13 protein-coding genes are annotated in these 12,875 nt (G+C 38.6%); 8 read left to right on the top strand and 5 right to left on the bottom strand.

Annotated elements, in window-relative coordinates:
• Nucleotides 1-55: 55 nt before the first annotated feature.
• Both NRIC_RS07350 and NRIC_RS07355 read right to left on the bottom strand, forming a co-directional pair.
• Nucleotides 56-319, bottom strand: coding sequence for a hypothetical protein (locus tag NRIC_RS07350; RefSeq protein WP_146622051.1), 264 nt, complete (start codon nt 317-319; stop codon nt 56-58).
• Nucleotides 320-343: 24 nt separating this feature from the next.
• A complete protein-coding gene (locus tag NRIC_RS07355) occupies nt 344-625 on the bottom strand; it encodes a hypothetical protein (protein WP_146622052.1) in 282 nt (93 codons plus the stop codon).
• Nucleotides 626-1,035: 410 nt separating this feature from the next.
• Here NRIC_RS07355 and NRIC_RS07360 point away from each other — a divergent pair, with 410 nt between their 5' ends.
• Together NRIC_RS07360 and NRIC_RS07365 are read left to right on the top strand one after the other, a co-directional pair.
• Complete coding sequence (locus tag NRIC_RS07360) at nt 1,036-2,265, top strand: hypothetical protein (RefSeq protein ID WP_146622053.1); 1,230 nt, start codon at nt 1,036-1,038, stop codon at nt 2,263-2,265.
• 159 nt (nt 2,266-2,424) lie between these two features.
• Complete coding sequence (locus NRIC_RS07365; protein WP_146622054.1) at nt 2,425-2,772, top strand: hypothetical protein; 348 nt, start codon at nt 2,425-2,427, stop codon at nt 2,770-2,772.
• Nucleotides 2,773-2,924: 152 nt separating this feature from the next.
• On the opposite strand, the gene NRIC_RS07370 is transcribed toward NRIC_RS07365, so the two are convergent.
• From NRIC_RS07370 to NRIC_RS07380, 3 genes are all read right to left on the bottom strand, one after another.
• A complete protein-coding gene (locus NRIC_RS07370) occupies nt 2,925-4,865 on the bottom strand; it encodes an Ig-like domain-containing protein (RefSeq protein ID WP_146622055.1) in 1,941 nt (646 codons plus the stop codon).
• A gap of 268 nt (nt 4,866-5,133) precedes the next feature.
• A complete protein-coding gene (locus NRIC_RS07375; RefSeq protein WP_146622056.1) occupies nt 5,134-5,802 on the bottom strand; it encodes a recombinase family protein in 669 nt (222 codons plus the stop codon).
• Between the two features lie 143 nt (nt 5,803-5,945).
• A complete protein-coding gene (locus NRIC_RS07380; RefSeq protein ID WP_175580022.1) occupies nt 5,946-6,326 on the bottom strand; it encodes a recombinase family protein in 381 nt (126 codons plus the stop codon).
• Nucleotides 6,327-6,600: 274 nt separating this feature from the next.
• Between NRIC_RS07380 and NRIC_RS07385 the strand changes: the two genes are divergently transcribed.
• From NRIC_RS07385 to celB, 6 genes are read left to right on the top strand one after another with little or no spacing between them, the layout of a single operon-like run.
• Nucleotides 6,601-8,037: a 6-phospho-beta-glucosidase gene (locus NRIC_RS07385; protein ID WP_146622058.1), complete on the top strand. Its 1,437-nt coding sequence runs from the start codon at nt 6,601-6,603 to the stop codon at nt 8,035-8,037.
• Between the two features lie 51 nt (nt 8,038-8,088).
• The gene (locus tag NRIC_RS07390) at nt 8,089-8,403 is read left to right on the top strand and encodes a PTS cellobiose transporter subunit IIB (RefSeq protein WP_146622059.1); all 315 of its coding nucleotides are present in this window, start codon (nt 8,089-8,091) and stop codon (nt 8,401-8,403) included.
• 16 nt (nt 8,404-8,419) lie between these two features.
• Nucleotides 8,420-10,432 (top strand): BglG family transcription antiterminator, encoded by a 2,013-nt coding sequence (locus tag NRIC_RS07395; protein ID WP_146622060.1) that lies wholly within the window; start codon nt 8,420-8,422, stop codon nt 10,430-10,432.
• 29 nt (nt 10,433-10,461) lie between these two features.
• Nucleotides 10,462-10,785, top strand: coding sequence for a PTS cellobiose transporter subunit IIA (locus NRIC_RS07400; RefSeq protein ID WP_146622061.1), 324 nt, complete (start codon nt 10,462-10,464; stop codon nt 10,783-10,785).
• A 19-nt stretch (nt 10,786-10,804) separates the two neighbouring features.
• The gene (locus NRIC_RS07405) at nt 10,805-11,308 is read left to right on the top strand and encodes a hypothetical protein (RefSeq protein WP_146622062.1); all 504 of its coding nucleotides are present in this window, start codon (nt 10,805-10,807) and stop codon (nt 11,306-11,308) included.
• Nucleotides 11,309-11,328: 20 nt separating this feature from the next.
• A complete protein-coding gene (gene celB, locus NRIC_RS07410; RefSeq protein ID WP_146622063.1) occupies nt 11,329-12,690 on the top strand; it encodes a PTS cellobiose transporter subunit IIC in 1,362 nt (453 codons plus the stop codon).
• Nucleotides 12,691-12,875: the final 185 nt, after the last annotated feature.

Below are 12,875 nucleotides of genomic sequence, written 5' to 3' on the forward strand. Positions count from 1 at the left end.
AGCGCCATATTGTTGTGATGGTTTTAGGGGTTAATTAGTGCGGTGTGTTTGAGGATTATGAGTTACGGTCATAGAATTTAGTGGCGTCTCGCATAAGTTGTCTAAACAGTAAGTGACGCTTTTGCATATGGGCTTGTTGTTCGATATAGCGTGCCATATGAACTTCTTGTTCAGTGTATTGGGGTTGTCTCTTTTGGGCGTCTTGAACCTTTTCTTTCTTGAATAAGCCAGCAATAAAGTTGACTAACGACGTAACAAGAATACCTACTAACGTAAGAATTGAGGCAACAGCAACAATGCTTAAGACACTATCTAACATGATTTTATCCTCCTTTTATTTTAGTTACTCAAAGTCTCTAGCAGTTAAGTAAACGAAGACGTCTGTTAAATACTTGAGGTGAATTTCAGCTTCTGGGTGGCTAGCTTGGAGAGTTGCACGGTAGGCGTCAATATCTGCCGTGCGGTTCATAGCGTCCATAACGAGTAGCTCACGTGCAACGGCTTTGTTCATCTTGACTGATAACTCTCTACTTAATTCTAGTGAGTCGGTTCTGGTAACAAGTGGCATAGCTTCTTGAGCAATAATTGGCGCAAGGGCATTAGATAATCTTTCGGCTGGTGTCATGATGGTTTCCTCCTAATAATAGATAATTATTTAATCTTCCTAAAATACAAACCGCCGGCATTTATATATAGTTTGCATTTAAGAGTGATTACATGGTTTACAATTTCTTGCTTGATTTGTAGAAGTAAATCATGAAGCTTATTACTAATATGAAGTACGGTAGAAAGACAACGAGTTTTAGCATTGTGAAAGCTCCTTCCTGATATATCAAGACAATGCGCTTTTGAATTGATATAATATAAGGTGTGTGATTTTATGAACTTTGTAAGTTTGCTAGCTATCTGTTGTTCATATTTATACTTTATAAGAGGATTTCATTTCAAACCATGATAAAATCATTTCGTTAAGTTTCAAGTTTTTCAATGCTATTCTTGTTTAAAATTTGAAATACATTGAAAGGAGCTGAAAGAATGGACGCTTTCAGATTTGGCATTTTAATGCGTTGGCTTCATTATTCAGTTGATGAAAGTCAAAGATGGACTCCACAAGAAGATTTTTTTAATTGTTTTTGCAGATTATTATTAAGTTCCTTAAAAAACAGAAAAATAACTGATTTTGAAGAAGTAAGTATTTCTGGATGGTCGCGGATTATTCAAGGTAAGATAAAACGTAACAGAGGGATTCCACAGACATATTATAGAGAGATAGAAATAGAGAAAATCGAAGAACAATATAAAAAAATCTCGAAAAAACTTAAAGATATTGAAAATATTAATGTTGAATATAACGGACTAGAGGAACATCTGGCTTTTGATTGCAAAACAGTAGCTGAGAAGTTTTTTGAGAAAGTAAAGAATAAAGAGATTTTTTTTAACAATTTAGATGAAAAATATGAGCAACTACTATTTAGTAATAAAGGAAACCCTTATGATATAGTTGCAATTTTATTTATTGTAACTCTTAAGCTAGTTAGTAATTATATAAGCCCTCCCAAAAAGGAAGTTGAGCGAAAACATATATCATTAAAATCACGTATAACAGAAGATCAAAAGTTTATTTATGATTTGCTAGAATATGAGTTGATCATAACTGATATGGAACATGTTCATCCTTTTTGTGGAAACCGAAGTATAGATACTTACCCATATGGCTCTATAGAAATAAATTTTTATACTATTGAGGGAATGAGAAATCTTATCGAATGGAATAGTAGGATTAGTGCGAGAACTGTTCTCGTCAATCACACGCATATTCGTGGAGGACATATAGGAAAGATTGAAGTTCTACTACAAACAGACATTTGGAATACTAAAATTATTTTACGCGGATTTACTAACCCTTCATCTTCTTTATTTGATAGAGACATGGATGATTTATTAAAAGAAAAGCTAGGAAGTAATGAAAATAATGGAAGATATAAGTTATCTATTGGTAGATTTGAGACATTGGTAGATTGCAGTAGTTGGTTAGATCAATACATTTCACAATATACAGGTCAATTTTTTATTATAGTCCTCGAAGGGGCAAGAATTGATATAAATAACGTTGAAGAAAAAGAAGTAATTGCTGTTGGTAATGAAGAGGATATAGAAATCTATAACATCCTAAAAAGCTTAAAAGAAAGAGAAAATATTTATTTAAAAATCTATACAGGAATTTTCAAGCCTTATACGGGGCTAAGGTGTTGGGTACTTTGTTAATGAATTTGACTTTTTTGTCAAAAAATGTTATTTTATAAAAGCGATTGAATTTTAACAATACATTTGTTTTTATGAGTTAACCCGCTACTGGGTAAGGTTTTTTACAAGAGACCTACTTAGTAGCAAGTAGGTTAATTTTATAGAAAGAATGTGATTTTAATGACAATGATGCAAATTGCAAGAAAAGCATGTTGTAAAATTATCTATCAAAGAATTGCACCTACTTCAAAAGAGAATGTAGCTCGCCGAATGATGGCTTCGGATATTCCAGATTTTATTATCTTAGAATATGCTAATTTAACTGATGAACAATATAGCGCACTTGAACTAAAAAATCATGAGTTAATTTTAGAAGTAAAAGAAGAGATAAAATCGGTAATGTTCGATAACCGGATTTGGAATAATGATGATGATTTTTTTAATTATGATAAAGCAATCGCCGACTCTTTCGGATTCTCAGAAGAAGAAATTTTTGCTATATGTAGTGAAATTAAACTCTTGGAATAGTACCTAGACTGGCTCTCCCTGATTAATTCCAGCGAGGGCTTTTTCTTTGCCTCAAAATAGATAAGTAAAAGCCTTGTCGCTGTTAGTAGTGACAAGGCTTGTTTGTTAGATATTTGTATTTCTTCTTTGTAGCTTGTTAGTGCTAGTTGGTATTATGCTTTTCTTTTTCTCTTAAGCAAGGCAATAGCAGATAATCCAACCATAGATAAGCCAGCTAGTAAGCCGTTGGTGGTGGTATCACCAGTTAATGGTAGATTGTCTTTATTGTTAGTATTGTTTTTGTTAGACTGGTTGTTACTGTTATTAGCTTTGTTCTGGTTAGTATTGGTATTTTGGTTATTGTTACCAGTACCATTATTAGAGTTTGAGCCGTTGTTATTGCCGTTTTGGTTATTGTCATTGCCATTATTTCCGCCATTGCCGTTACCGCCGTTGTCTGCTTTTTCTAAAGCATTGATAGCTTCTGTAATATTCTTAACGGCTTCATTTACTTGGGCTTGGGTAGCTTTGTCATCGTTAAGGATTTTCTTGCCGTCTTCAATAGCTGTAACTAGCTTGCTGTCATCTTTCAAGTTTCCGTCTTTTATTGCTTGGTCGCCTTTTTTAATGGCTTCCTCAAGTCCAGATTTATCAACGTCTTTAGGTGGCGTCACATCTTTCTTAATAGCCATATCCATAATGGATTGAGCTTTAGCAGCATAAGCATTTAAATCAGTTTGAAACTGATTTTCATAACCTGGAGGAACAGTACCTTCAGCATTAGGTAATTTTCTTAAATAATCAATAAGATGTAATTTTTCATCATTATTAATCATTTCAGCTTCCATTGCCTTCCATGACTCGGGTGTGTACTCGTCTTTTACCATTGCATCATATCGAGCAATAGCTGCAAGTACTGCTGTGTAATCAAAATCTTTCATTGGCTTACCATCATCTGCTTTCACTACTCCATTAGTTGAAGCGGTAAAACCACCGTCAACAGTAGTTACTGTAATAGTGAATGTTCCTTCTGAAATAGCAGTAACAATACCGTTCGCGTCTACTGTAGCCACGCTAGGGTTACTACTAGTAAAGGTAACGTCCTTGTTTGTAGCATTTTCTGGCATTACGGTTGCTGTTAGTTGGTAAGTTCCACCTTCTCCCATTTCTGGGATTGGTGCTAGTGTTACGCCAGTTACTGATACAGTCGGTTCACTAGAGATATCTGCTTTTAGTTGTTGTAAGTCTTCTAAAATACTGGCTAGTTCTGGCAACCAAATATCATAAAAAGCTTGGTCTCTAACGTTTTCAGGGAACATATTGCCAGTAATTGATGCCGTATCCCAGCGGTTCCATAAAGCTGTATATCTTGTTTGGTAGCTTGTGCCAGTTACTTTACTTTCAAGTTCATCTAACAATGCTTGTATAGCTGTCATATATTCTTGCCATTTTGCATGTAAGGCGCTTAAATCTGGTTGGCTTAACTGGTCACTCACGGTTTGAATTTCCGTTTCAAGTGTTGGGATAATACCGCTATCTATGTCCGCTAACCAGATTGTTGGTACGTCACCAATGTCATTTTCATAATTATTTATATTACTTTCAAAAGCAGAAAGTAAGGCGTTAATAGTTGCCATTTGAGCAGGTGTAGCGCCGTCTGCTACTAGCTGATTAGCTTGAGCTTGGTAGTTAGCTAGTTTAGCTCGGTACTCGGCAACTACAGTTGGGTTGCTTAGTGGTGTAATAGCTTGAGTTTGTTCCAAAGTATTCACTGGCGTTTCAGCCGTAACAGGCGCTTGAACTGGCGTGCTGTCAGTTGGCACCTCTGTTACTTGTTCAATAGGTGCTGTTTGCTCTGGTTCAGGGGTTACAGGCTCTTGGCTTGGGGTTTCGTTTATCGGTTGCTCTGGTGTGACAGGTTCGGTTACTGGTTCAGTGGTTTGTTCGGTTGTCTGTTCGACTGGTGGCGCTGTTTCATCTGCTAAGGCTTGAATAGTGCCGAGTGTTGCAGGACAGATAAGTCCAACTAACGTTGTAAAAGTGATGATTTTCTTGTTTCGTTTAATTGTTGCCCTAATCTTTTCCTCATGTCTTTCCATACGGGTATGTTTCAAGACTTTTTCACGCTCCTTATATCGTCTTTTTTCGATTTTTAAAAACCATTAAAAAGCTTGGTTTCACCTCCGTTAGCTAACTGTTTCAAACGGTCGTTAGAAAAATGTTGAAAAAGACACAAAAAAACCGATTTAACAAAGTCTCCAGAACCTTGTTAAATCAGCGATTATTAGTATTTAAGATATAAGTATAATTGCAAAACATTGAACCTTTTTCAGACGACCGTCTGAGAAAGAAATGGTTTCAATCAGATTTTACCATATACGATTAGACTTTAATAGCTATTTTTGAGTTATTTCGCCTAGAAACGCCGTATTTACGGGCTACTTTGTAAACCGAACTTTCACTCACTTTTAACCTTTTGGCAATTAGTGAAATTGGTATAGTGTTCATTTGGTATAGGTACAATATTTCAGTTTCTTGTTTATCCGTCAAAGAAGGGTTGCCAAGTACCACGCCATTTTCCCGAGCTTTCCTTAAGCCGTCCTTAGTCCGTATGCGGATATTCTCGAGTTCAATTTCTGCTACGTAACCAAGTACAATACAAAGTAGACGTCCAGTTAGTGAGTCGGTTTCGATGTTTTCTAGGATTGAAATGAGCTTTATACCATTTTGGTTAAAATCATCTATTAAGTTGGCTAGAGTAAACATTTTTCTAGATAGTCGGTCAAGCTTGTAAATCTTGAAAGTGACTGTTTTACCTTGACTGGTTAATTCTTTAGCTAGTTTAATGGCTCGAGTTAGTTCGGGGCGGTTGTCGTTGTCTCCAGATTGTTTCTCTGAAAAGATAATGTCACAATCTTTTAAAGCGTCCGTTTGAACTTTTAGTCCGAGCTTTTGACGGTCGTCAGTACTACTCACGCGTGCATAACCGATAAGAATTTGCTCCATTTCTCGTAACTGTTCTAGATTTCGTTTTTCTCTTTGTCTTACCATGTGTAAAACCTCCATTTTACTTATTTGTTGGTACACTCTAATGGTAAAACGAAAGTGTGATAAAACCTAAGAAATGGCATAAGAAAAAGCCTATAACGGTGAGGGTTATAGGCTTTATTTCGCTTTTGTCATTTATTATTTAGTTAGGTAGTCTTATCTGCAAAAATATCATGAATCAAAGTATAATCGCTTGAGTTATACTTATCATCATCTAAAGTAATAAGTTTAGCGTTATTAGCTTCAATAGCAGAATTAATTAGCATTGTAAAATGGTGCATATCTCTACTTAATCGAGAAATGTTTGTCACAATTACTCTATCTATTTTGCCGTCTTCTAAATCTTTAATTAGTTGGTCAAGTTCTGGACGGTTCTTCGATGTTCCACTTTGATTATTATCTACATAATGCTTGAAATCTAGAATATTATTGGCTTCACAATAATTGGTTAGTTTAGTTGTTTGTTTATCTATAGCTTTCTTGTCGTCAGTTGCTGAACGGCTATAGAGGGCGGTTAGTTTTTTCATTTTCATTTCGTCCTTTCGTTTATGCTTATTATATCATTTATTTGTATAAGAAAAGCTTGTAACATAAGAACTACAAGCTTTTTGTGACCGCAAGGTTTAATTTACCTTTTTACATTAAATTTTGATTGAATAGTGTTTTATGGGTAACTACCTTATTAAGCTTTTTTTATCTCTAATGAAAAACGTTCCGCAGTGCTAAGGAAAGAATCTGTATTCCAAAAGAAAGCGCTATCCATTATTCTTAACCCATAGAAAGAAAAGGGATGGTGAAGCAATGACAAGATTACCAAAGGATTTTTTATGGGGCGGTGCAGTGGCAGCCCACCAATTGGAAGGCGGCTGGCAGGAAGGTGGCAAAGGAGTCAGTGTTGCTGACGTAATGACACTCGGTGGGCCAGGAAAACCTAGAGAAATCACGGATGGGGTGGTTGAGGGGAAAAATTACCCTAACCACGAAGCTATCGATTTTTATCATCGCTACAAAGAAGATATTGCTCTTTTTGCTGAAATGGGCTTCCGCTGTTTTCGCACCTCAATCGCCTGGAGCCGGATTTTTCCTGAAGGGGATGAACAAGAGCCAAATGAAGCAGGGCTGCAATTTTATGATGACCTTTTTGATGAGTGTTTGAAGTATGGCATCGAGCCTGTGGTGACCTTATCACATTTCGAGCTGCCCTTTGCATTGGTTAAGAAATACAGGGGTTTTACGAACCGGAAAACGATTGACTTTTTTGTTCGTTTTGCGGAGGTTTGCTTTAAACGCTACAAGAAGAAAGTCAAGTATTGGATGACTTTCAACGAAATCAACAATCAAGCAAATTACAACGAGGACTTTGCACCATTCACAAACTCTGGGATCGTCTACCAGGAGGGGGATGACCGCGAGCAGATTATGTATCAGGCAGCCCATTATGAGTTAGTAGCTAGTGCACGTGCCGTTCAAATCGGCAAAACAGTTAATCCAGATTTTGAGATCGGCTGTATGATCGCCATGGTGCCGATTTATCCTAAAACCTGCAAACCGAAAGATATTTTGATGGCTCAAAAGGCCATGGAAAAACGGTATTACTTCACTGATGTACATGTATTCGGAGAATATCCTAGGTATATGAAGACGTACTTTGAACGCAAGGAGTTTGAGCTGGACATAACCGAGCAGGATCAAGTCGATCTACAGAAGGGAACAGTCGATTATATCGGCTTTAGCTATTACATGTCCTTTGCCGTTGAATACCAAAAAGGAAATGAACACTTCGAATATGACGAGTCTCGTGATTTGGTTCGAAATGAATTTGTCCCGGTGTCAGATTGGGGTTGGCAGATTGATCCAGAGGGCCTTCGCTACTCGATGAACTGGTTTACCGATCATTATCGTTTGCCTTTGTTCATTGTTGAAAATGGATTTGGTGCCATCGATGTCAAAGAAGAGGATGGGACTGTGGATGATCTTTATCGAATCGATTATCTGCGGGCACATATTGAACAAATGATCAGAGCGGTTGAAGAGGATGGCGTCCAGCTGATGGGCTACACGCCTTGGGGCTGCATTGATCTCGTTTCTGCTAGTACTGGGGAAATGAAGAAACGGTATGGGTTTATCTATGTTGATAAAGACAACGAAGGCCAGGGAACACTAGACCGCAGCAAAAAGCGTTCTTTTGAATGGTATAAACAGGTGATCGCTACCAACGGGGCAGAGTTAGATCATTAGCATTACGTTCCAAAAAAAGCGAACGAAACGATAAAGCAGGAGGAATTCACTATGAAAAAAGCATTGATTATTTGTGCAGGGGGTATGTCATCCTCTGTCATTGCGAAGAAGACAACGGAGCATTTACAAAGCAATGGAAAAGAAATTACCTTAGACGCAACTTCAGCTTCCCAAGGAGCTACGACGATCGCCAAAGATGAGTATGATCTGTACCTTGTAAGTCCACAGACCAAAATGTATTTTGCGAACTTGGAAAAAGCAGCCAACAAAACTAATAAACCGATTGTAAACATCCCCCCGCAAGCCTATGTGCCTATTCCGATGGGAATCGAAAAGATGGCGAAGCTGGTAGAAGAAAATATTTAAATAAAGGTTGATCGCTATGTTGAGTAAAAAGGAAACACATATTCTGAAATTATTATATGAACACCAGCCAGCTTTTTTGACCAGCCAGGAGTTAGCAGCAGCACTTGGTGTATCTGATCGAACAGCGAGGAAATACCTGCATTTATTAGAGGATACGTTGAAAGAACAAGGCTTAGGTACGATCGAAGGAAAGCAAGGCTGTGGGTATCGCCTTATCATTGACCAGACGGATGATTTTGAACTCTTTTATGTACGCCAAGTAAAGACACAACCTTGTTCCAAAGACAAGGGAGCGATCCATGAAGCACAAGATCGGCAATATTATATCCTAAATCAATTGTTTTTCGAGCAAAAGGCGGTGTATGTCGATAATTTAGCAGATGAGTTGTTTGTTTCTCGCTCAACGATCTCCAATGATTTGGTCGAGGTAAAAAAGATGTTAAAACCTTTTGAGATCGAATTATGCAGCAAAAGCAATCGCGGAATCTTTGTCGTAGGCAACGAAAAAAATATACGTCATTTTATTATGAATTATTTCTTTTTGGAGCGCCTGCAGGACAATCTATATACTTTTTCCACTTATACCAATTTATTGGAAGGCATCAGCATTGAGGAGATCGTCATAATCGTATTGGATGAGTGCCGCGAAGCGCGATTGAAGCTTTCAGATTTTATCATCTTTAATATCGTTCTCCATATTGGCCTTGCCATCAAGCGATTGCAGGCCGGTTTTGACATCGAATACACGAACATGATCGAACTTCCTTCGCAATCAGTCGAATATGAAACAGCTTTGAAGATCGTTCACCGCATCACAGAAAGCATGTTGATTGAATTTCCGCAAGAAGAGGCCAATTATATTGCTCTGCATTTGCGCAATAAAATCACTGCAAAAAGAGTCTATCAAAAAACAACCTATAGCGAAGCAGAAATCAAAGCACAGTTGATCGAAGCGTTGAAAGCTTTTGATTTGGAAACAGGGTACCAGCTGCACAATGACGCGATTTTGATTGACGGATTGATGATGCATTTTACCCCCTTTTTATTGCGTCTGCAAAATCAAATGAGCATCGAAAATCCTTTGTTGGAAGAAATCCGACTGCATTATCAGGACCTTCTAAATCTGACGATGCAGTATCTTTCACAGATGCCGGTCTTTCAACCTCATGAAATCACGGATGGCGAGTGGGCCTATCTGACGATTCATATCACTGCTGCTGTAGAACGATACCACAACGAGCAAAAGGCTCGGGTATTAGTGATTTGCGCCACTGGGCTGGGAAGTTCTCAGATGATCAAAAATCGTTTAGAACGGGAAATGGGTTCAAAGATCGTGATTGAAAAAGTAATCAGCTACTATGAGATCGCAGATCAAAATCTTGATCAGATCGATTTGATTATTTCCTCGATCAATCTGCCTAATGTGATCCACCATACACCAATCGTGTATGTGAGTGTATTCGTCGGCGAGGAAGATATTAAAAAAATCAATTCCGAACTATCTGGATTCAAACAGCTCAATTGTCTATCCAACCAACCGAAAAATAAGGATCAAGACAAACTGGCCGATCAGATCGCATTGATTCATCAATGTTTTCGCCCGGATCTATTTTTACATTTGGAAACCGCTTCGACTAAAGAAGAAGTACTCGATCAGCTGATAGAAATGTTGGAGAAGGTTGAGGAAAAGCCCATAAAAGAAGCAGTAGCAAAACAACTTCGGTTGCGAGAGAGTTATAGTTCGGTGGCCTTTTCGCCTTACTTGGCTGTGCCGCATCCGATTGAAGCGGTCACGGAACAAGCCTATGTAGCAGCAGCTGTTGTTCCTAAAGGGGTGTATTGGGAAGCGGATTACCCAGAGATTCAATTAGTATTTTTGTTGTCGCCGGACAAACTTGGGCGAGTCGAATTAGAGAAAATTAGTCAAATGCTGGTACCGATCATTGAAGACGACGAGTTTCGTCAACGTCTTTCCAGCAGTCGAACCTATGATGATTTTATCGACCAGTTGATTCAGCGACTTTCATAAACCGAGGAATGGTAGGAGTGAAAAAAGAGATGGATTCAAATAAATTGCAAGAGGTCGCATTTGAAATTATTTTGAGCAGCGGAGATGGACGAACGCTGATCCATGAATCGTTTCAATTGATGCGGGAAGAGAAATTCTCCGAAGCACAGCAAAAACTGGAAGATGCCAACGAATCATTGGTAAACGCGCATCGTGCTCAAACAGGTTTACTGCAAGAATATGCCAATGGAGAAAAAATCGAGATGGAAATCATTATGGTCCATGCACAAGACCATTTAATGACCACCATGACGTTGAAGGAAGTAGCTGAAGAGATGCTGGTTTTGTATCAGCGCCAATCAGTAAACCATTAGAGAAAAGGAGCGGAACGGTTTGAGAAAAAGAGAAGCAGCAGAATTAAAAAAGGAAACCGCACTGAAGAATTTTCGTTTCAACCGCTTTTTAATCTTACGTTACTTTTTGGCAGCCTTCTTTTTCAGCAATCTATATTGGTTACTAATGCTGTTTATGGGTCGCAGTTGGTCTGCATTGTTGCCATTGAGTTTAATCATCTTAGCCGTACCAGCAATCATGGATCATGCCAGATTGTATGGAGAGATGTCTGACCAGGTTCAGCAAAAGCTGAGACATCACAGCTTTTATCAATATGTGCAATTGATACTCAATGGTTTTCTGCTGGTGGTGAGTTTGACGGATAGTGGAATACGGCGATTGTTTCCTTTCCTAACTGCAACTTCTGAGGCTAAAGCAGCAATCTTTTCTGTTTTAATGATAGGAATTTTCATGTCTGCCTTTTGTCTTCATCGCATTCAAAGAATTTATAGGCAAAAGGACAAGCATTATGGGTACATCAAGGAGTTTGTCAAAATGAATTAAGAAAGTGAGTGAACGGAATAATGGACGGATCAAACAGCAAATTATTTTCATTCTTAGAAAAAACAATTATGGGACCATTAGGGAAACTGGCTCAGTTCAAAATCGTACGAGCGATTATGGGTGCCGGGATGGGCGCAATTCCTTTTACGATCGTAGGGTCGATGTTTTTAGTCTTTAATATTCTCCCAATGACGTTTCCTTTCTTGCAAGGAATCTTTGATTCAACCTTCTTTAAGATCAGTGAACTATATATGTTGGCAAATAGCACAACAATGGGAATCTTAGCACTTTATTTTTGTATTGGATTAGGGTACGAGTATACGAAGATTATTGCAGAAGAGGAAGAGCTGAACATGGCTCCGATTACCGGAGCACTGCTTTCGATGTTCGCTTTCTTCATGTCGATTCCACAATTAGTGATCGATAACGGCAGTGTCGTCCGTCTAACAGAGATGGAAGAAAACATCATCAACGGTTGGGCAATTGGAGGCGACGGGGTCGCCCGTTTGGGAACAGTTGGCATCTTTACCGGCATCATTATGGCTGTGATTACCGTGCAACTGTATCGCCTTTGTGTGGCTAGACATTGGGTCATTCGGATGCCTGAACAAGTACCAGAAGGAGTCTCTCGGGCGTTTACTGCATTGATCCCAGCCTTCTTAGTTGCCTTTGTGGTTTTGATCATCGTTGGTGTGCTGGTGGCTTTCAACACAGATATCTTCCAACTGATCGCCATTCCATTTGGCTTCGTTACTCAGTTGACCAGCAGCTGGATCGGGGTCATGGTGATCTACTTCTTAGTGCATGCTTTATGGCTGGTGGGAATCCATGGAGCCAATATCATTTTCTCATTAATTACACCAATCACGTTAGGCAATATGGCTCTAAATGCAGAAGGTGCACACATTCCTTTGGCAGGCGAATTCAATAATGCTTTTGTGACCGTCGGCGGATCGGGGGCTACTTTAGGCTTTTGCTTTTTCTTAGTCTACATGGCAAAATCAGAACAATTGAAGGTTCTAGGAAAAGCAGCCTTGGTACCAGCTATTTTCAATATTAATGAGCCCTTGATCTTCGGAGTCCCTTTAATTTATAATCCATATTTAGCATTGCCTTTCTTCTTGGCTCCAATGGCTTCTGCAAGTATTGCTTACTTTGCGATCCAGTTAGAAATTATCCGCCCGGTTATTGCTTTGATGCCTTGGCCTTCTCCAGTCGGTGTCGGGGCGTTCATTGGCAGCGGGGGAGACTGGAAAGCAGCCGTTTGTGCAGTTATCTGTGTAGTCGTTTCTTTCTTCATCTATCTGCCATTCGTTCGTTCTTACGATAAGCGGCTCTTAAAAGAAGAGATGGCGAATATCGAACCGGCTCCACAATCATAAAATACAGATCTCTTTGTCTAAATCAGACAAGGAGATTTTTTACATTTTTTCAACAAAAAAAGTTAAATAAACTAGATACTAAAACATTTTTATTCAGGAAAAAGTCTATGAGTAAATAGGCGCTGTATCAGGATAATCGAAGAGGATGAAGCCAATTTCTGACTTACTGTGTCATAAATTAAGTT

It is taken from the genome of Enterococcus florum (assembly GCF_004309355.1).
GTDB classification, from domain to species: Bacteria; Bacillota; Bacilli; order Lactobacillales; family Enterococcaceae; genus Enterococcus_A; species Enterococcus_A florum.

Excerpts from the sequence above, each read along its gene's own strand:
- NRIC_RS07395 (WP_146622060.1), top strand. The coding sequence starts at position 8,420 with ATGTTGAGTAAAAAGGAAACACATATTCTGAAATTATTATATGAACAC.
- NRIC_RS07365 (WP_146622054.1), top strand. The coding sequence starts at position 2,425 with ATGACAATGATGCAAATTGCAAGAAAAGCATGTTGTAAAATTATCTAT.
- NRIC_RS07390 (WP_146622059.1), top strand. The coding sequence starts at position 8,089 with ATGAAAAAAGCATTGATTATTTGTGCAGGGGGTATGTCATCCTCTGTC.
- NRIC_RS07350 (WP_146622051.1), bottom strand. The coding sequence starts at position 319 with ATGTTAGATAGTGTCTTAAGCATTGTTGCTGTTGCCTCAATTCTTACG.
- NRIC_RS07360 (WP_146622053.1), top strand. The coding sequence starts at position 1,036 with ATGGACGCTTTCAGATTTGGCATTTTAATGCGTTGGCTTCATTATTCA.
- NRIC_RS07380 (WP_175580022.1), bottom strand. The coding sequence starts at position 6,326 with ATGAAAAAACTAACCGCCCTCTATAGCCGTTCAGCAACTGACGACAAG.
- NRIC_RS07355 (WP_146622052.1), bottom strand. The coding sequence starts at position 625 with ATGACACCAGCCGAAAGATTATCTAATGCCCTTGCGCCAATTATTGCT.
- NRIC_RS07375 (WP_146622056.1), bottom strand. The coding sequence starts at position 5,802 with ATGGTAAGACAAAGAGAAAAACGAAATCTAGAACAGTTACGAGAAATG.
- NRIC_RS07385 (WP_146622058.1), top strand. The coding sequence starts at position 6,601 with ATGACAAGATTACCAAAGGATTTTTTATGGGGCGGTGCAGTGGCAGCC.
- NRIC_RS07400 (WP_146622061.1), top strand. The coding sequence starts at position 10,462 with ATGGATTCAAATAAATTGCAAGAGGTCGCATTTGAAATTATTTTGAGC.
- celB (WP_146622063.1), top strand. The coding sequence starts at position 11,329 with ATGGACGGATCAAACAGCAAATTATTTTCATTCTTAGAAAAAACAATT.